This window comes from Stenotrophomonas sp. AGC87 (assembly GCF_057333975.1).
This window is the reverse complement of the sequence record NZ_JBHFHW010000010.1, coordinates 209,753-228,241: the sequence shown is the minus strand read 5'-3', so window position 1 is coordinate 228,241 and position 18,489 is coordinate 209,753. Positions and strand designations below refer to the sequence as shown.

The window sequence follows — 18,489 nt, the reverse complement described above, 5'->3', positions numbered from 1 at the left end:
CGCGGGGGAAGGAATCAGTGGTGGATGGTCGGTTCGCCGTGGGTCACCAGCTGCCCGCCGCCATTACGGCTGACGAACTTGCGCAGGGCCACGTAGAACACCGGGGTCAGGAACAGGCCGAACAGGGTGACGCCCAACATGCCGGCGAACACCGTGATACCGGTCACCGAGCGGACTTCCGCACCGGCGCCATGCGAGATCACCAGCGGGATGGTGCCGGCGATGAACGCGATGGAGGTCATCACGATCGGGCGCAGACGCAGGCGGCACGCTTCCAGTGCAGCCTCCACGATGCCCTTGCCGCCCATTTCCAGTTCTCGGGCGAACTCGACGATCAGGATGGCGTTCTTGCATGCCAGGCCCATCAGCACCACCAGGCCGACCTGCACGAACACGTTGTTGTCACCGCCCGTCATCCATACGCCGAACAACGCAGACAGCAGGGTCATGGGGACAATCAGGATCACCGCCAGCGGCAGCGACCAGCTTTCATACAGCGCAGCCAGCACCAGGAACGCCAGCAGGATCGCTACCGGGAACACGATGAAGGCGGCCTTGCCCTGGGTGGCCTGCTGGTAGCTCAGGTCGGTCCACTCGGTCTGCATGCCCACCGGCAGCACCTGCCCGGCAATCTCGGTCAGCTTGGCCATGGCCTCGGCCGAGGACAGCATGCGCGGATCGGCTTCGCCGGCCAGATCGGCCGCCGGGTAACCGTTGAAGCGCAGCACTGGATCCGGACCGTAGGTTTCCTTCACGGTGACCATCGAGCCGATCGGCACCATCTCGCCACGGTTGTTGCGGGTACGCAGGCGACCGATGTCTTCCACGCTGTCACGGAACTGGCCGTCGGCCTGGGCGATCACCTGCCAGGTACGACCGAACTGGTTGAAGTCATTCACGTACGCCGAGCCCAGGTAGGTCTGCAGCGTGTCGAACAACTCGGTCAGCTCCACGCCCTGGGCCTTGGCCTTGACGCGGTCCACTTCGGCATCCAGCTGCGGCACGTTGGCCTGGTAACTGGTGATGGGGAACGCCATGCCCGGCGTCTGCGCGACCGCACCCTGCATCGTGCTCACCGCGGTCTGCAGTGCACCGTAACCGAGGTTGCCACGGTCCTGGATGAACATCTGGTAGCCGTTGCCGTTACCCAGGCCGAGGATCGGCGGCGGCATCATGGAGAACGCGAAGCCCTCCTGCAGCCCGGCGATCTTGGCATTGATCTCGGCATTGATCTGCGCGGCGGTGCGGCCCTTGCGCTCACTGAACGGCTTGAGCGGAACGAACGCCACGCCGGTGTTGGGCGTGTTGGTGAACTGCAGCGCGTTCAGACCCGGGAACTGGATCGTGTGCGCCACGCCATCGGTGTTGCGCGCGATCTCGGCGACCTTGGCCAGCATGGCGTCGGTACGTGCGATCGAGGAGCCTTCCGGCAGCTTCACACCGGCGATCAGGTACAGCTTGTCCTGGGTCGGGATGAAGCCGGCCGGCACCGCCTTGAACATCAGGCCGGTGGCCAGCAGCAGGCCGGCGTAGACCACGAACACCAGGCCACGACGGCCCAGCAGGCGGCCGACCGAACCGTGGTACTTCTCCGAGCTGGTCTTGAAGAAGCGGTTGAACGGACGGAAGATCCAGCCGAACAGACGATCGATCAGACGGGTCAGGCCATCCTTCGGTGCACCGTGCGGCTTGAGCAGGCGCGCGGCCAGGGCCGGCGACAGGGTCAGCGAGTTGATCGCCGAGATCACGGTCGAGATCGCGATGGTGACGGCGAACTGCTTGTAGAACGCACCGGTCACGCCCGACAGGAACGCCATCGGCACGAACACCGCACACAGCACCAGCGCGATCGCCACGATCGGCCCGGAAACCTCACGCATCGCCTGGTGTGCCGCAGCCAGCGGGGTCAGGCCTTCTTCGATGTTGCGCTCGACGTTCTCCACCACCACGATCGCGTCATCGACCACGATGCCGATCGCCAGCACCAGCCCGAACAGGGTCAGGGTGTTGATCGAGAAGCCCAGCACGTACAGCGCCGCGAACGTACCCACGATCGACACCGGCACGGCGATCAACGGAATGATCGAGGCGCGCCAGGTCTGCAGGAACAGGATCACCACCAGCACCACCAGCGCGATCGCTTCGAGCAGCGTGGAGACCACGGCCTTGACCGAGTCACGCACGAAGATGGTGGTGTCATACACCGCTTCGTACTTCACGCCGGCCGGGAACTGCTTGGTCAGCTCGTCCATCGTGTGGATGACAGAGTCACGGATCTCCAGCGCGTTGGCACCCGGGGCCTGGAAGATACCGATGCCGACCGCGTTCTTGCCGTCCAGCTGCGAGCGCAGCGTGTAGTCGCCGGCGCCCAGTTCCAGGCGGGCGACATCGGACAGGCGCACCACTTCACCGTCGTCACCGGCCTTGAGCACGATGTCGCGGAACTCCTGCTCGCTGCGCAGGCGACCCTGGGCGTTGATCAGGGTCAGGAAGTCGCTGCTCGGCATCGGTTCGGCGCCGAGCTGGCCGGCCGAGACCTGCACGTTCTGCTCGCGCATCGCACGCACCACATCGCTGGCGGTCAGGCCACGGGCGGCGATCTTGTCCGGGTCCAGCCACGCACGCATCGCGTAGTCACCGCCGCCGAACATCTGCGCATCGCCGACGCCCTGCAGGCGTGCCAGCGAATCCTTGACGTGCAGGCGCGCGTAGTTGCGCAGGTACAGCGAGTCGTACTTGCCGTCCGGCGAGGTCAGGTGGACCACCATCAGGAAGGTCGGCGACTGCTTCTGGGTGGAGACACCCTGGCGGCACACGTCCTCGGGCAGGCGCGCCTGCGCCTGGGCGACGCGGTTCTGCACCTTGACCGCGGCTTCGTCCGGGTCGGTGCCCGGGCGGAAGGTCACGGTCATCTGCAGCACGCCGTCGGAGCCGGCGACGGACTTGATGTACATCATGTCCTCCACGCCGTTGATCGCTTCTTCCAGTGGCGTGGCCACGGTTTCAGCAATCACCTTGGGGTTGGCGCCCGGGTACACCGTGCGCACCACCACCGAGGGCGGCACCACTTCGGGGTACTCGCTGATCGGCAGCATGGGAATCGCGATCAGGCCGGCGGCGAAGATCACGATCGACAGCACCGCCGCGAAGATCGGCCTGTCAATGAAAAAACGGGAAAAGTCCATGGGTGGATTCCTGGGGTTTCACCAGCGCCGGCGTGCACGACCCCGGCCGCTGTCGCAGGCGACAGCGGTGGCGGGTTCCCCTGCACGGGGCGATGGCAGTCACGGTAGAGCCGACCGTTGGTCGGCTGCTATGTAGAACCGACGGTCAGTCGGCAGCCCTTCAATTCTTTGCAACAGCCGGCGCGGCTACCGGTGCGGCAACCGGCTGCATCGCAACCGCCTTGGCCTGGACCGGCATGCCGGGCATGAAGACTTTCTGCACGCCGTCGATGATCACGCGGTCACCAGCCTTCAGGCCCTGCTCGACGATGCGCAGGCCGTCGGCATTGCGGCCGAGCTGGATATCGCGACGCTGTGCCTTGTTGTCTTTGTCGACCACGTAGACGAACTTGCGGTCCTGGTCGGTCAGCACGGCCTTGTCATCGATCAGCATGGCCTGGAACTGGCCGCTGCCCAGCAACTGCACGCGGGCGAACAGGCCCGGGGTGAAGGCGCGGTCTGCATTGTCCAGCAGCGCGCGGACCCGGATGGTGCCGGTGCTGCGGGTCACCTGGTTGTCCAGGAAATCGACCTTGCCTTCGTGCGGGTAGCCGTCCTCACCGGACAGGCCGACCTTCACCGGCAGCTCGCTGTCGCGCTCGCTCGGGCGTTCACCCTTGCGGGCCATCTGGGCGTAACGCAGGAAGGTACCCTCATCGGCATCGAAGTAGACGTGCGCCTTGTCCAGCGAGACCAGCGTGGTCAGCACGCTCGCACTGTCGCCGGCGGTGACCAGGTTGCCGGCGGTGACCATCGCGCGGCCAGCACGGCCGTTGATCGGGGCGCGCACCTGGGTGAACTCCATGTTCAAGCGCGCTGCATCAACCGCCGCCTGCGCGGCCTGCACCTGCGCCAAGGCCTGCTCGGACACGGCACGGCGCTGTTCCCAGGTCTCGGTGGAGATCGCCTGCTGGTCGGACAGGCGGCGGGCACGGTCGGCTTCGCTGCGGCTCACCTGGGCCTGGGTGCGCGCGCGGTTGAGCTCGGCGGTGGCGCGGTCCAGCTCGGCGCGGTAACTGCGTGCGTCGATGGTGAACAGCACATCGCCCTTCTTGACCTCCTGGCCTTCGACATAGTTGACCTTGTCGATATAACCGGAGACGCGCGGACGCAGCTCAACACTTTCGACCGCTTCGACGCGGCCACTGAAGTCGTCCCACTGGCTGACCTGCTTGACCAGCACCGGGGCGGCACTGACCGAGGGCGGTGGCGGCATGCCGGCTTCTTCAGCGTGGCTGCCACTGCAGGCGGTCAGCACCGCGGCGGCAAGGATGGAAACGCCGGCCATGGCCAGCCGTCGGGTGAAACGTTTCGGGGAGGAGTTGGAAGTCATGACATGCATCCGTACGTAGGGGTGGTGATACAGAATCGATAACGTGGGGCGACGTGGGGGCGCAGCCTGGGACCTGAACCTTGGTAGAGGTCAAGCCGTGCCGGCCGTGTTGCGCGACATCGGTGGAGGGCGGTCGAGGTGCAGCAGCCCGCGCGGCAGTTCGGCATCGCGCGCATCGCAGCGCACGATGGCGCGGTTGTCGGTGCAGTTGTCGAGCAGCGAGACCACACGCCGGCCGACCAGCAGTGCGCTCGGCCATTCGATGCAGGCCTTGGCGGCATTGGCCGGGGTGCACACCGGATCGCACACTTCCAGCATCTGCGCACGCACGCCCAGTGCCTGGGCTTCCTGGTGCAGCACCTGCGCGTACATGCGCGTGGCGGACATGGTGATGGAGGACTCACCGTGCCCGGCCCACGGCTTGAAGCCGGCCGGCCCGCCAACCAGCACGTAGCGCCGCACCTGGGCGCCACCGCGCACCAGCGGCAGCAGATGGCGGCCGGCATGCACGTGCGGCATCACGTCGGCCTGCAGCGCCTGCAACAGCGCATCGCCGCTGCGGTCGGTCACCCGCCCACGGTTGTACGGCCCGCCCATCGCATCCACTACCGCGGCGAGCGCACGGGCACGTCCGCCGCCGCGCTCGGCCACGGTGCGCGCCGAGCCGTCGTCGCCCAGCGAACCGAGCAGGACTTCCAGCCCCGGCTCATCGGCGAACTGCTCCTGCAGCGCGGCCAGCCGGCCGGGGTCGCGGCCGACCACCAACACGGGGCTGCCAGCCTCCAGCAAGGCCGCCACGATGCCCTGGCCCACGCTGCCGGTGCCACCGAGCACCAACACCTCGGGGGCCAATGTCCCATTCATGGGACTTTCACTCCCGTCGCCGGGATAATCCCAATTCGGCCCAGTCGGCCGCCATTGCGGGCGCCCAGCTGCAAACTCCCGCCGCGCTGCATGTTGGCAGGCGGGGTGAACTCCCGAAAAGCCTTACGGGACAAGGAACCCGGACGGACTTCCACGGTCATCGCGAGGTCCAGCGGGGCGTTGGGGCCGCTACGCAGGCGGCCAAGAATGTTCCGCAACCACATGGTTGTCGTCCTTCATATCTGGAATGGCGCCAGATTAGTCCTCAAACTCCCCCTTGATTAGTCCGGATTTAGGGGAATAATCATCCCGTGCTCGGCACAATCATTTGCGGCACTCTCTCCCTCTCCCGACTTTGGATCCCGTCATGGCCCACGATCTCAACGACACGCTGATCTTCGTCAAAGTGGTCGAGCAAGGCAGTTTCATCGCCGCCGCCACTGCACTGGGGCTGCCCAAGACGACGGTCAGCCGCAAGGTGCAGGAACTGGAAACGCGCCTCGGCGCGCGTCTGCTGCACCGGACCACCCGCCGCCTCGGCCTCACCGAAGCGGGCTCGGTCTATCACGAGCATTGCCAGCGCATCGCACGCGAGCTGGAAGAAGCCGAAGGCGCGGTCAACCAGCTGCAGTCCGGCCCGCGCGGCTGGCTGCGCTTCACCGTGCCCTACTCGATCGGCATCACCTGGATCGCGCCGCTGCTCGGCCAGTTCCACGCGCAGTACCCGGAAATCCAGCTGGACATGCATCTGGGCAACGAGAAGCTCGACCTGATCGCCGGTGAAGCGGATCTGGCGCTGCGCGTGGGCACCCTGCCCGACTCCAACCTGGTGGCGCGCAAGCTCGGCAGCCTGCGCACGCAGGTATTTGCCAGCCCCGCCTACATCGAACGCTACGGCGAGCCGCTGCACCCGGATGAGCTGCAGTTCCACCGCATCCTGGCGATGCGCAAGGCCCGCAACCTCAACAACAACCGTTTCTTCTGGCAGTTGGGCGAGAACGGCGGCGAGCTGCTGGATTTCCCGGTGAATCCGCTGCTGGTGGCCAATGATCCATCCGCGTTGAACGGTGCACTGGTGTGCGGCGAAGGGTTGCTGTTGACCGGTGACGTGATGGCCAAGCCGTTCGTCGAATCGGGCATGGTGCGCCGCGTCCTGGCCGGCTGGACCGGGCCGGAAGTGGACTTCAACGCGGTGTTCGCCGGCGGCCGGCTGGTCTCACCGAAGGTGCGCGCCTTCGTTGATTTCCTGGTCGAGAAGATGAACTTCGATGCCAACTACATGCTCGCTCAGTGCCCGGCGGCGAAACTGGCCAAGCAGCAGCAGACGCAGGTGGAAACCGAGCTGCAGGCGGCCGGGAAGCGGATTCTGGAGACGGTGACGGCGGGTTGATTCTGACGATGCTTCATCAGCGTAGCGCCGTATGAACTACAACGCCGCCCATGGGCGGCGTTGTGGTTTGGGCGTTGCGGGAATGCAGGTGTGCGAGCGGACGGAATTATTCCGCGCGTACCGGCCAACGGCCGGTACCCACAAGAATGCCGCCTGCAAGGGCGGCATTCTGTTCACGCCTACGGCGCGAACGTTGCAACAAAACGCGTCGCGTTATTGTTGCAAAGGAATCACACGGATCTCGACGCGGCGGTTCTGCGCGCGGCCGGCATCGGTGTTGTTGTCGGCAATCGGGTAGGCCTTGCCGGCACCCAGGGTCTCAATGCGGGCGCGCTGCACACCCTGGCCGGCCAGGTAGGCAGCGACGGAGTCGGCGCGTTCCTTGGAGAGGCGGTTGTTGACCGCGTCGCTGCCGATGCTGTCGGTGTGGCCGACCACTTCAATGATGGTCTGGTTGTACTCGGCCAGCGTGCTGGCCACGCCGTTGAGCGAACCGTAGAACTGCGGCTTCAGCGTGGACTTGCCGAAATCGAAGGTGATGCCGTCCGGCAGGTTCAGGACCAGGTTGTCGCCATTACGGGAGACGTCGATACCGGTGTTGGCCGTACGTTCGCGCAGGGCGCGTTCCTGGCGGTCCTGGTACTGGCCCACGGCCGCGCCGCTGAGTGCGCCGATACCGGCACCGATCATGGCGTGCTGGCGGCGCTCGGTGGCGCTGTTGCCGCTGAGCAGGCCGGCGGCCACGCCGACGGCGGTACCGATCAGGGCATTGCGGCCGGTGCGGTTCTGCTGTTCAACGGGGTTGCCGTACTGGTCGCTCTGCACGTAGGAGCCACCGGTGGCGCAGGCCGTCAGGGCAGCAGCGGTCATCAGGGCCAGAGCCACGTTGCGGGTTGCGGGTCGAATCATGAGGTTTCTCCTTGGTTACCGGACGGCGCCGGCGTGCGGGCCGTGAAGAGCATAAACAGCCCAACGCGATGCCGGCATGATGAATGGCACGCTCGGCAGCTCCCTGTTCAGGTAAACGGTTACGGCGGAGGCGACCTGTTCGGGAGGCCGGTCACGCCCCGCCGGTATGCCGATACGCTGCCAACGCGGCATCCCGACCCTCGCTCAGATCCACCAGTGGCAATGCCGGGTAGCCCGGCGCGAGCTCGGCCAGCAGCTGCGGCGATTGCCACGGTGCGAAGCGTGCCTTCAACGGAAGCGCTTCCAGTTCCGGCACCCAGCGCGTGATGTAACGCGCCTGCGGGTCGAACTTCTGCGACTGCGTCACCGGGTTGAAAACCCGGAAGTACGGGGCCGCGTCCGCACCCGTGCCGGCGACCCATTGCCAGCCCATGGTGTTGTTGGCCAGGTCTGCATCGACCAGCGTGTCCCAGAACCAGCGCGCACCTTCGCGCCAATGCTGGCGCATGTGCTTGCACAGGTAGCTGGCAACGATCATGCGCACGCGGTTGTGCATGTAACCGGTGGCCCACAGCTCACGCATCCCCGCATCCACGATCGGGATGCCGGTACGGCCATGCTGCCACGCCTGCAATGCCGCCGGGTTCGGCTTCGCCCACTGGAACTGATCGAAGCGCGGGTTGAGGTTGTGGTCCGGGGTCTGCGGGAAGTGATGCAGCAGGTGGTAGGAGAACTCGCGCCAGCCCAACTCGCGGATGTAGCCATCGATATCGGCATCGCGGCTGGCACTGCGCTCGCCCTGCAGCCGGCGCGCGATCTGCCACGGGGCGATCTCGCCAAAATGCAGGTGCGGCGACAGCAGCGAGGTGCCGACGCGGTCCGGCAGATCACGCTGCTCGCGATAGCCGTTGAGCGCCCCATCGATGAAGACGGTCAGCGCCTCGTGCGCGCCCGCCTCGCCCGGTTGCCAATGGTCCCAGAACTGTCGATCCCACGGAATCGACGGTGCCAGGCCAAGCGTGTCGAGACTCTCGCCGCTGGCGCTGTGCGCGGGCAGCCGCTCGGGCAAGCAGGTCGGGGCCGGCAACTGCAGACGGGTCAGCGCATTGCGCCAGAATGGAGTGAACACCTTGTACGGCCCGCCCTGCTGGGTCGCTACGTCCCACGGTTCGAACATCAGGCTGCCGTTGTGGCTTTCGGCCTCGATGCCCTGCTCGCGCAGCGCCCGTTTGATCTTCGCATCGCGCGGCTGCGTGGCCGGCTCGTACTTGCGGTTCCAGTACACCGCGACCGCACCGGTCTGCTCGATCAGCTGCTGCAGCTGTGCCTGACTGTCGCCCTGGCGCAGCACCAGCGACGAGCCGCGCGCACGGAGGTCCGTGTCGAGCGCGGCCAACGAGCGATGCAGCCAGGTGTTCGACGCGCCACCGGGCGCCCAGTCGCCTTCTTCGTGTGGCGCGTGGATGTAGACCGGCACCGGCACATGGCCGGCATCCAGAGCGGCCTGCAGGGCCGGGTTGTCCTGCAACCGCAGGTCACGGCGAAACCACACCAACGCTACCGACACGAGACTACCCCGGAAGATTCGACGGGCAATGATAGCCAGTGCAGGTGAAGGAGAGGCAGCGATCGCGCGTGAATGGCCCGCACTGTTCCATATCGCCGCGCTTGACCTCAATCACGCTTGAGGTTCTATCGTGGCATCACCGTGCTGCGTGCCGGCACCGCCCCACCTGCTCTTCCGGAGATATCCATGGCCTACACCCTCCCCGCCCTGCCCTACGCCTACGACGCACTCGAACCGCACTTCGATGCACGCACGATGGAAATCCATCATGCCAAGCACCACCAGACCTACATCACCAACCTCAATGCCACGCTTGCCGATGCCGGGATCGAGAGCACCGACATCGATGCGCTGATCGCCGATATCGGGTCCCTGCCCGAGGGGGTGCGCAACGCCGTCCGTAACAACGGCGGCGGACATGCCAACCACAGCCTGTTCTGGACGGTGCTGACCCCCAACAGCGGCCAGCCGGACAGCACCGTTGCTGCCGCCATCGAGCGCGATCTCGGCGGCTACGCCGCGTTCAAGGAGGCCTTCACGAAGGCCGCGCAGACCCGCTTCGGCAGCGGCTGGGCGTGGTTGACGCTGACCCGCGACGGCACGCTTCTGGTGGAGAGCAGCCCGAACCAGGACAACCCGTTGATGGGCGAGTTCGCGGGTCTCTCGGGCGGTACCCCGATCCTCGGGCTGGATGTGTGGGAACACGCGTACTACCTGAACTACCAGAACCGCCGCCCGGACTATATCGCCGCCTTCTTCGAATTGATCGACTGGACGGAGGTCGCGCGGCGTTACCAGGCCGCCGGCGGCCGTTGATGGACACGGGTCCTGCACTGGGCCTCGGCACGCAGCCCTCCGCCACGCCGTCCGAGGCTGCAGTGCTGGACCCGCCGCTTTCGGCGGCCGCGCTGCGCCATGCTTTTGGCCAGTACCCGACCGGGGTCGCCATCGTCGCCGCTCGCAGCGACGACGATGCTCTGTTCGCGATGACGATCAACTCCTTTGCTTCGTTGTCGCTGGACCCACCGCTGATGCTGTGGAGCCTGTCGAACCGCTCGCCCGATGTGGCCGTGTATCGCATCGGCAGGCCGTTCTCGATCAGTATCCTGGCCGCCCGGCAGCTGGCCTTGGCGCGGCATTTCGCCGATGGGAAACGGCGGCGCGTGCCGGTGCCCGGTACGATGATTGCGCACCCCAGTGGCGTGCCCCTGGTCCGCGATGCAGTTGCACAGCTCGTCTGCACGGTCGAACAAACGCTGCCCGCCGGTGATCATGTGCTGGTCATCGGCCAGGTGGTGCAGCTGGATACCGCCCCCGCCGACACCCTTGCCTTCCACCGTGGGCGCTACGCCCGCGTCACCGCTGCCTGAGTCCGCATCGAATGGATATCCCCGCACTGCAACGTCTTCTCGAACAGGGTCGCGACAGCGCCCTGCTGCGCTTCGGGCTGGGCAAGGCCCTGCTCGACGCGGGTGACACCGCGGAGGCGGTCATCCATCTGCAGCGCTGTGTCGCACAGGATCCACAGTACTCGGCAGGCTGGAAATGGCTGGGTAAAGCCCATCTGGCGGCCGGCGATCCGGACGCGGCGGCACAGGCATGGCACCAAGGCCGTTCTGTCGCCGAGACCAACGGCGACAAGCAGGCGGTGAAGGAGATGGCCGTGTTCCTGCGGCGGCTGCAGAAGGCGAGCGCCGGCCCGGCCTGATGGCCTGCGATGGCTACCAGAGCAGACCGTTGTTGTAGAACGCGATCAGGGTCCACACCAAGGCGATCACTACGAAGCCAGTGAAATAGCTCCAGTTCTGATGCGCGGCCGTCCAATCGTCCTTCCCGAAGCGGCCCCCACTGAAGGCGAACAACGTCAGGCGACCAATGCCGAACACCAGAATCTGTACGATGAAAACGACCACGATCCAGTGGATCACGGTCAGTACGCCGCGCTTGATCTCCTCTTCCATGTGCCGTCGCCCCGTCCCTTGAAAGGCCGGTCATCGGCGATGCGCAGACGACCGATCCCGAGCATAGCGGACGTCACCGGCCGCACGGAAGCTGTTGGATCACCGCCTGGTCCGACAACCCCAACGATCAATCGCCCTTCGCGCGCCGCTGCTGCGTATCGAAACGCTGCATCGAAGCACGAATCTGCGCCTTGGCCTCGGCGGCATTGCCCCAGCCATTGAGCTGGACCGGATTGCGGCCGGCCGGCAGGTCTTTGTACACCCGGAAGAAGGCTTCGATGCGCTGCCGTTCGATCAGCGGCAGGTCATCCAGATCGCGGATGTTGGCGTAGGTCGGGTCGATCTTGTCGGTCGGCACGCCGATGACCTTTTCATCCTGCTCGCCGTCATCGACCATCTTCAGGTAGCCGATGGGGCGGAACCGCACGATCACGCCGGGATGCAGCGGCTCGCGGGTCAACACGAGTGCGTCCAGCGGATCGTTGTCACCGGCCAGGGTGCGCGGCATCGAGCCGTAGTTGGCCGGGTATGCCACCGGCATCGACTGGAAACGGTCCACATGGACCAGACCGTCCTCCTTGATCTCGTACTTGGTGAAGCTGCCGGCCGGGATCTCCACGGCCAGATGCACTTCGTCCGGCGCGTTCTTCGGCTGCGCAGCGAGGAAGGGGTGCAGGACGGCATTGCCGGCCACGCTGGCACCGGCGAGCAGCAGCAGCGAGGTGGCCAAGGCGGCCCGCGCGATGGAACGGCGATGGATCATCTCGATCTCCACGGAAGGGCGGGCGCGCCGCAGCGGCCCGGCCGGTCGGTCATTCCCAGCAGCGGTCGGCGCGGCCCTTCAGCGTCTGGGCGCGCGTGCAGTCACGGGGGGCGATGCGTCCCTGCGTCAGTTCGGCTTTCTGTTTGCGGCCATCGGTGCCGCGTGTCAACTCGAAGCCGTCGTACAGGCGGCCGGTGACGGTGCGCGCCTCGTAACGCAGGTGACTCGGATCGATCTTCAACACCTGGAACAGCTGCGTGTCCTCGCCCACCGGTGCCATGGTGGCACGGGCTTCATCCGAAAGCCGGTACTGCTTCGGCCCGGCGACGGTCACCACGAACTGTGGCGTCGCGCCCTTCCCTTCGCCGCGGCGGCCGTAGGTGTGGTCGTGGCCCTGCAGGACCAGATCGACCTGGTGGCGACGCACCACGGGCAGCAGCACATCGCGCAGTTCGGTGTTCTCCCGGCCTTCGCGCGGGGAATAGAACGGCTGGTGCAGCAGCACGATGCTCCACGGGTGCGGATTGTCGGCCAGCACCGTGTCCAGCCAGGCGGCCTGCGCCCTCGCGGTGCCCAGATCGAGCGCGGAGGTGCCGTCGAGCACGGCGATGCGCACGCCCTGGTAGTCGAACCAGTAGGTACTGGTGTCGGCGGCGTCCACGCCATTGCGTGGCAACGCGAACGTCACCGGCCAGTGACGGCCGAGCACGCGGCGCTCCTGCGGCGTGTCTTCGAATTCCTCGAAGTACTCATGGTTGCCGATTGCCGGGGCGACCGCGGTTTCCTGCGGCAGCCAGCCGGCGGCGGCGAACCACTCGCCCCACTCGCTGTCATCCTGCCCGTCGCCACCGCTGACCAGGTCACCGGCGAACAGGCTCAGGCGTGCATCCGGGGCGGCCTTGATGCCGGCTCGCATGACGCGCGAAACGTGGCTGAGGTTCTTGTTCTGGGTGTCACCAAAATACAACAGGGTGAGCGGCTGGTCGGCGCGGCCGGCGGTACGCAGCTGGTTCCAGGCACTCCAGGTGTTCTGACCCTGCACGCGCCACAGGTACAACGTGTCCGGCTGCAGGCCGGTCACATCGGCACGGTGATGATGGGACGCGCCCAGTTCGGTGGTCAGCGCCTGCGTGGTGGCGGTGATCCGGGTGGGCGCGCCGACATCCGGCGAGTCGCCGGCCACGACCCATTCCAGCACCGGCGCCTTGACCGAGGTATCGGTCCGCCACGCAACCGAGAAGCCACGCGCCGCGTCCTGCGCCGGTGAGGCGACCAATCGATCCGGGAAGCCGGTCGCCGCGTAGTGACGGTTGCCGGCCGGCACCTGGGTGTTGGGCTCGGCACCGGTCTCGGCGTCCTTCTTGGCCAGGGCGCTGCCACTGCACAGCAGCAGCGCCATCGCCAGCGCGGTCAGCGCGGAAGGAACGCGGCTCACGCGCCACACTCCAGCGGCAGCGACAACTGCTTGGCGATGCTCGCCCAGTCGAAGGCCACCACACCCTGGTCATCGTGCACGGCATACAGCGCGCCATGCGGGAAACGCGCGGACGGTGCCTGCATCGACCAGATGCCGTCGGTATTGGCCACGGTGTTGCCCTGGAATGCACCGACATGTTTCAGGCTGTGCCGGTCGAACAGATGGAACACGCTGCGCTGCTTGCCCTGCTCGGTGGTGATCCACCAGCCGTCCTTGCCACAGGTGCGCAGCATCACGCCTTCGGCCTGGGCCTGGAAGGCATCGCGGCCGAACGTGGTGCCGCTGAAGCGGCCTTCCAGCGTATAGACCTTGAACTCGCTGGCGTAGGTTTCGTCCTCTTCAGCGATCAGCAGGCGGTCGTTGGCCGGGTCGCCCCAGATCGATTCGACCACCCGCAGCGCGCCGGCTTCGGTGGTGTCACCGATGCTGGCGGTGAGCGTCGCTTGCGCCTTGCCGCCCTGCACGGTGAGCGCGTAACGACGCACGCGCTTGTCCAGTTCGGCCAGCGGCGGCAGCACGTCGTTGCCCTGCGCGTCTTCGCCCGCATCGTAGGAATCGGTGACGTACACGTCGTAGCCGTTGCCCTGCTTGTTCACCCACAGCCCGTACGGCTTGCGCAGATCATCGGCTGCAAACACACCCAACGGCATGAAGTCCGGCAGCTGCAGTACCTGCACGCGGTGGTTGTCGCGCTCCACGATCAGCACCAGGTCATCGACCACGGCGATGCCGTTGGGGCGATCGAACTGCCCCGGGGCAGTGCCGAGGCGGCCGACGTCACGCAGCTTCGCGCCGGTCTGGCCGTCGTAGACCACCAGCTTGTCGGTGGCCTTGGCCGTCGCGATCAACCAGACCTGGCCGTCGGGCGTGGTCCAGCTTGCCGGCGAGTCGATGTTGTCGTCCGGGGTCATCGGGGTCAGGAACGCCTCGGCCACAGTGGCGACATTGCGTGCGGCGGCGGAGGCGGAGGCGTCGGCGGCCAGCGGGACCGCAGCGGGTGCTGCAGCCTCCGGCGTAGCCGCCGGCGTGCAGCCGGCCAACAGCGCCAGTGCGAGCAGGCTCAGGCCATGGGACGCGCGCATCACAGGGCCACCTTCAGGCCGAGGGCGTAGGTGCGGCCATATTCCTCGTTCTGCAGGGTGCGCGAGCGCACGCCCTGGTACAGCTCCAGCGGCTTGTCGAGCAGGTTCTGCGCTTCGAAGTAGACGCTGACGTTCGAGGTGATCTTGTAGTCCATGCTGAAATCGAGCTGGGTGTTGGGCGCCACATAGATGTCATAGGCGCGGCTGTCGCCCAGTGAATCCAGGTACTCGCTGCGGTAGACCGCGGCCACGCGGGTGCTGAAGCCGGCCTTTTCATAGCCGATGTGCGCGCTGTACACGTGTTTGGAGGCGCGCGGCAGCATGAAGTCGTCGCGCTCGCGGCCCGCCACGCCGGGGTCGAAATCGGTATCCAGCCAGGTACCGCTGGCACCCACCAGCAGGCCATCCCAGCCGGCCGGCAGGAAGGCGAGCTGCTGCTGCCAGTTGAACTCGGCACCCTTGACCGTGGCCTTGTTGCCGTTGATCACCCGGGTGACCTCGAAGTCCGGATACGCCGGATCGTTGTTGCTCACCGTGTTGACGATGTAGCCGTCGATCGACTTGTGGAACACGCCGAGCGAGACGATGCCGGTGCTGCCGATGTACTTCTCGATCGACAGGTCGATGTTTCTGGACTCATACGGATCCAGCTGCGGATTGCCGATCCGGACTTCCTCGTCACCCCGGCTCAGGCCGACGCGCGGTGCCACATCGCCGAAGGACGGGCGCGAGACAGTCTTGTTGGCGGCCGCGCGCAGCACCCAGTCGTCCCCCGCGTCGTAACGCAGGTGCAGGCCGGGCAGCACGTTGGTGTAGCTGCGGCTCACGCTCAACGGAGTGACCGTGAAGCTGCGGCCATTGGGCGCCACGTCCACGCTGTTGCCGGTGGCACTGAACTGGGTGTTCTCAACGCGGACACCGCCGATGATGCGCAGCGCGCCGACATCCCAGGTGCCCATCGCATAGCTGGCGAAGATGTCTTCGCTGGCGGTGTAGTCCTCTTCCAGCGAGGTCAGCGCATTGCCGCCGGCATCCTGCGGGCGGGCGCTGTACTGGCCACCGGACCGTGCCCAGTAGCGACGCATGGCATCCGAGCTCATGCCCTGGCCGAGGTTGCCGCCGCGGTGATCGGGGGTGGAGGTGGTCCAGTCCGACAGCGCCACGTCCGGGCCGACGCGCAGTTCGCGCTCATCGACATTGACGTCGCGATCGCGCCAGCGGCCGAGCAGGCCAAGCTTGATGCTGGAGGAATCGCCATCGAAGCGCACGTTGATCTGCGCGCTGCGCTCGCTGTCGTTGACCTGCTTGGGCGACACCACGAAACGATCGAAATCGTAGTTGCCGTTGTCCATCCACTGCGCGCTGGTCAGGGTGTAGCGCGGGATGCCACTGTTCTGATCGACATTGGCGCCAAGGTCATCACCGTTGTACTCGAAGCGCGCCTCCATCTCATCATTGACGCGCTCTTCGGTACGCGTGTAACCGACCTTGTAATCGACCACCGCATTGGTCAGGCGGTTCTCGCCGCCGGCGCTGGTGGTGAAGGTGTTTTCTTTCTTGGTGCGGTAACGCATACGCTTCTGGATCGCATCGGCCGGCAGGTCATCGACGCGGTACTGGTTGCCGCCCAGCGCGGTGACGTCGCCATCACCGAAATTGAAGATCGTGCGCTGGCGCGTCTCGGCATCATCGAACTGGCTGTACAGCGTGCGTAGGTAGTAGCGGTTGTCGTCATCCGGGCGCCAATCCAGGTTGAGGTTCGCACCGATACGCTTGCGCTCGATCTCGTACTTGCGCTGCTGCAGGCTGGTGGCGAACAGGTCGTCCTCGGCGCCGCCGTCGAACTCGCCGTACTCCACTTCGGTGTTGTCCGATTCAAACTTGCGGTTCTGGTAGTTCACCCCCAGCGCTACGCCGAAGGTATCGGCGAACACTTCGCTGTAGTTGATCGCGGCCTTGGGGCTGGTGTTGCCGGAGAGCTGCTGGTGGCTGGCTTCGATCTTGCCGCGCAGGTTGCGGCCTTCGCGGTCGAACGCCGAGGCCGACTCGACCAGGATCGCGCCGCCGATGGCGTCGCCCGGCATATCCGGGGTGGGCGACTTGACCACGCGCAGGCGCTCGGTCGAGTCGGAGGGAATCACATCCAGCGGGGCCGCGCGGCTGGAATCTTCCGGGGTGCCAATCGCGATGCCATCCACGCTGACGCTGTTGAGATTGGCATCCAGGCCACGAATGACCACGAAGCGCCCCTCGCCCTGGTCACGGGTGACACTGACGCCAGGCAGGCGCTGCAGCGATTCGGCCACGTTCTTGTCCGGGTAGACGCCCATGGCATCGGAGGACACCGCATCTTCGATCGCATCGCTGCTGCGCTTGAGGTCGACCGCGCGGGTCTGCGACTCCAGCTGCGGGCGGACTTCGACCCGGTCCAGATCGATGGCGGCCGCACCGGCGGCGGCGCTGCCGGCCACCGTGCCGCCATCGGGCGTATCGGCGGCATGGGCGGACGGGGTGATCACCGCCAGCAATGAAAGGCTGATCGCCAGGCCCAACGGACGCTTCTTCTGCACTGCATTCCCCAATCTGTGTAAAGAATGGGTCAGCACGGTATGTCCGGGAGGTTGCATGGGGATGACACCGGGAACATCGAGGGGGGAATCGGGGGCTGGGTAGCCGAGCCATGCTCGGCTGCTTCGGGTTGGCTGGTGCACCGGTGATCGGCTTCGGCATTGGCGGACCTGCCGAGCATGGCTCGGCACTACCGGGCATGGCGGCTTCGGCTTTTGGCTTCGGTTGGGTGTTGCGGCACACTAACGGTCTCTTCTCTCGCCTGATTCCCCCCATGAAAATCGTCGAAGTGCGCCATCCGCTGGTGCAGCACAAGATCGGCCTGATGCGCGATGCGTCCCTGAGCACGAAGGACTTCCGCGAGCTGGCCAATGAGCTCGGTGGGCTGCTGGCCTATGAGGCCACCGCCGATCTGGACACCGAAGCCCACACCATGGCCGGCTGGGCGGGCCCGGTGACGGTGCAGCGCATCGCCGGGGCCAAGATCACCGTGGTGCCGATCCTGCGCGCCGGCCTGGGCATGCTCAGTGGCGTGCTGTCGCTGATTCCCGCCGCGCGCGTGAGCGTGGTCGGCCTCCAGCGCGACGAGGAAACCCTGCAGCCGGTGCCTTACTTCGAGCGCTTGACCGGCCGCCTGGAAGAGCGCGACGCGCTGATCCTGGACCCGATGCTGGCCACCGGCGGCACCCTGATCGCCACGATCGACATGCTCAAGCGCGCCGGCGCACGCCGGATCAAGGGCATCTTCCTGGTCGCCGCACCGGAAGGCATCGCCGCCGTGCAGGCCGTGCATCCAGATGTGGAGATCTTCACTGCCGCCATCGATGCCCAGCTCAACGAGAAGGGCTACATCCTGCCGGGCCTGGGCGATGCCGGCGACCGCATTTTCGGGACCCGCGTGGTCGCTTGATTCCGACGTTCTGACCGGCGGCCATCACCAGCCGCCGGTGCTTCACACGGCCTAGCCATGCCCGGGCAGAAGCTGCGCGCATCCTCAACCCGTGCGTGGAGCTGCCTCATGAAGACCCTGTCCCTGCTGGCTTGTCTGCTGCTTCTGGGTGGCCCGGCCGTTGTCAGTGCGGCGACGCCGCAGCAACAGCGCATGGCCGATTGCTCGGCCAAGAACAAAGGCAAGACCGGCGAGGACTACAAGAGCGCGCAGAAGGCGTGTCTGAGTGGCCCCGCCCCGATGGCGAGCACGCCGCAGGAGCGCATGAAGACCTGCAACGCCGATGCGGCCGCGAAGAAGCTGGCCGGCGATGCGCGCAAGACGTTCATGAGTGGGTGTTTGAAGGCGCATTGACGCGCCGTACCGGGTTCATGCCCGGTGCCGTGGGGTGCCGTGGGGGCC

At 66.3% G+C, this 18,489-nt stretch carries 16 protein-coding genes; 6 read left to right on the top strand and 10 right to left on the bottom strand.

Annotated features, from left to right (window positions below):
- Positions 1-14: 14 nt before the first annotated feature.
- From ACE026_RS05380 to ACE026_RS05370, 3 genes are all read right to left on the bottom strand, one after another.
- Positions 15-3,185: an efflux RND transporter permease subunit gene (locus ACE026_RS05380; RefSeq protein WP_486038245.1), complete on the bottom strand. Its 3,171-nt coding sequence runs from the start codon at positions 3,183-3,185 to the stop codon at positions 15-17.
- 160 nt (positions 3,186-3,345) lie between these two features.
- Positions 3,346-4,557, bottom strand: a complete 1,212-nt coding sequence (locus tag ACE026_RS05375) for an efflux RND transporter periplasmic adaptor subunit (protein ID WP_486038244.1) — start codon at positions 4,555-4,557, stop codon at positions 3,346-3,348.
- Between the two features lie 90 nt (positions 4,558-4,647).
- Entirely contained in the window at positions 4,648-5,421 is a 774-nt protein-coding gene (locus ACE026_RS05370) for an SDR family NAD(P)-dependent oxidoreductase (protein ID WP_486038243.1), read from the bottom strand.
- A 367-nt stretch (positions 5,422-5,788) separates the two neighbouring features.
- Here ACE026_RS05370 and ACE026_RS05365 point away from each other — a divergent pair, with 367 nt between their 5' ends.
- The gene (locus ACE026_RS05365) at positions 5,789-6,811 is read left to right on the top strand and encodes a LysR family transcriptional regulator (RefSeq protein WP_121041912.1); all 1,023 of its coding nucleotides are present in this window, start codon (positions 5,789-5,791) and stop codon (positions 6,809-6,811) included.
- A 213-nt stretch (positions 6,812-7,024) separates the two neighbouring features.
- Here the strand turns inward: ACE026_RS05365 and ACE026_RS05360 are convergent, their stop codons facing one another.
- Both ACE026_RS05360 and ACE026_RS05355 read right to left on the bottom strand, forming a co-directional pair.
- Positions 7,025-7,720, bottom strand: a complete 696-nt coding sequence (locus ACE026_RS05360) for a YiaD family glycine zipper/OmpA-like lipoprotein (RefSeq protein ID WP_123728987.1) — start codon at positions 7,718-7,720, stop codon at positions 7,025-7,027.
- A 151-nt stretch (positions 7,721-7,871) separates the two neighbouring features.
- Positions 7,872-9,287: a cryptochrome/photolyase family protein gene (locus ACE026_RS05355; protein ID WP_486038242.1), complete on the bottom strand. Its 1,416-nt coding sequence runs from the start codon at positions 9,285-9,287 to the stop codon at positions 7,872-7,874.
- A 186-nt stretch (positions 9,288-9,473) separates the two neighbouring features.
- Here ACE026_RS05355 and ACE026_RS05350 point away from each other — a divergent pair, with 186 nt between their 5' ends.
- Genes ACE026_RS05350 through ACE026_RS05340 form a run of 3 tightly spaced genes read left to right on the top strand, consistent with a single transcriptional unit; the run spans position 9,474 to position 10,995 of the window.
- Positions 9,474-10,103 (top strand): superoxide dismutase, encoded by a 630-nt coding sequence (locus ACE026_RS05350; protein ID WP_486038241.1) that lies wholly within the window; start codon positions 9,474-9,476, stop codon positions 10,101-10,103.
- The gene (locus ACE026_RS05345) at positions 10,103-10,657 is read left to right on the top strand and encodes a flavin reductase family protein (RefSeq protein WP_486038240.1); all 555 of its coding nucleotides are present in this window, start codon (positions 10,103-10,105) and stop codon (positions 10,655-10,657) included. The genes ACE026_RS05350 and ACE026_RS05345 overlap by 1 nt, the downstream gene beginning before the upstream one ends.
- An 11-nt stretch (positions 10,658-10,668) precedes the next feature.
- Positions 10,669-10,995 (top strand): tetratricopeptide repeat protein, encoded by a 327-nt coding sequence (locus tag ACE026_RS05340; protein ID WP_486038239.1) that lies wholly within the window; start codon positions 10,669-10,671, stop codon positions 10,993-10,995.
- A gap of 13 nt (positions 10,996-11,008) precedes the next feature.
- On the opposite strand, the gene ACE026_RS05335 is transcribed toward ACE026_RS05340, so the two are convergent.
- The 5 genes from ACE026_RS05335 to ACE026_RS05315 form a co-directional block, all read right to left on the bottom strand.
- Positions 11,009-11,248, bottom strand: a complete 240-nt coding sequence (locus tag ACE026_RS05335; RefSeq protein WP_486038238.1) for a hypothetical protein — start codon at positions 11,246-11,248, stop codon at positions 11,009-11,011.
- A gap of 127 nt (positions 11,249-11,375) precedes the next feature.
- On the bottom strand, positions 11,376-12,011 hold the full coding sequence (locus tag ACE026_RS05330; RefSeq protein ID WP_486038237.1) for an inorganic diphosphatase: 636 nt from the start codon (positions 12,009-12,011) through the stop codon (positions 11,376-11,378).
- Positions 12,012-12,060: 49 nt separating this feature from the next.
- Positions 12,061-13,410, bottom strand: coding sequence for a purple acid phosphatase family protein (locus tag ACE026_RS05325; RefSeq protein WP_486038292.1), 1,350 nt, complete (start codon positions 13,408-13,410; stop codon positions 12,061-12,063).
- A gap of 32 nt (positions 13,411-13,442) precedes the next feature.
- Positions 13,443-14,570 (bottom strand): phytase, encoded by a 1,128-nt coding sequence (locus ACE026_RS05320; RefSeq protein WP_486038236.1) that lies wholly within the window; start codon positions 14,568-14,570, stop codon positions 13,443-13,445.
- On the bottom strand, positions 14,570-17,140 hold the full coding sequence (locus ACE026_RS05315) for a TonB-dependent receptor (protein WP_486038235.1): 2,571 nt from the start codon (positions 17,138-17,140) through the stop codon (positions 14,570-14,572). The genes ACE026_RS05320 and ACE026_RS05315 overlap by 1 nt, the downstream gene beginning before the upstream one ends.
- Before the next feature lie 272 nt (positions 17,141-17,412).
- Between ACE026_RS05315 and upp the strand changes: the two genes are divergently transcribed.
- Both upp and ACE026_RS05305 read left to right on the top strand, forming a co-directional pair.
- Positions 17,413-18,048: a uracil phosphoribosyltransferase gene (gene upp, locus ACE026_RS05310; protein WP_313217937.1), complete on the top strand. Its 636-nt coding sequence runs from the start codon at positions 17,413-17,415 to the stop codon at positions 18,046-18,048.
- 108 nt (positions 18,049-18,156) lie between these two features.
- The gene (locus ACE026_RS05305) at positions 18,157-18,441 is read left to right on the top strand and encodes a PsiF family protein (protein WP_486038234.1); all 285 of its coding nucleotides are present in this window, start codon (positions 18,157-18,159) and stop codon (positions 18,439-18,441) included.
- The last annotated feature ends 48 nt before the right edge of the window (positions 18,442-18,489 follow it).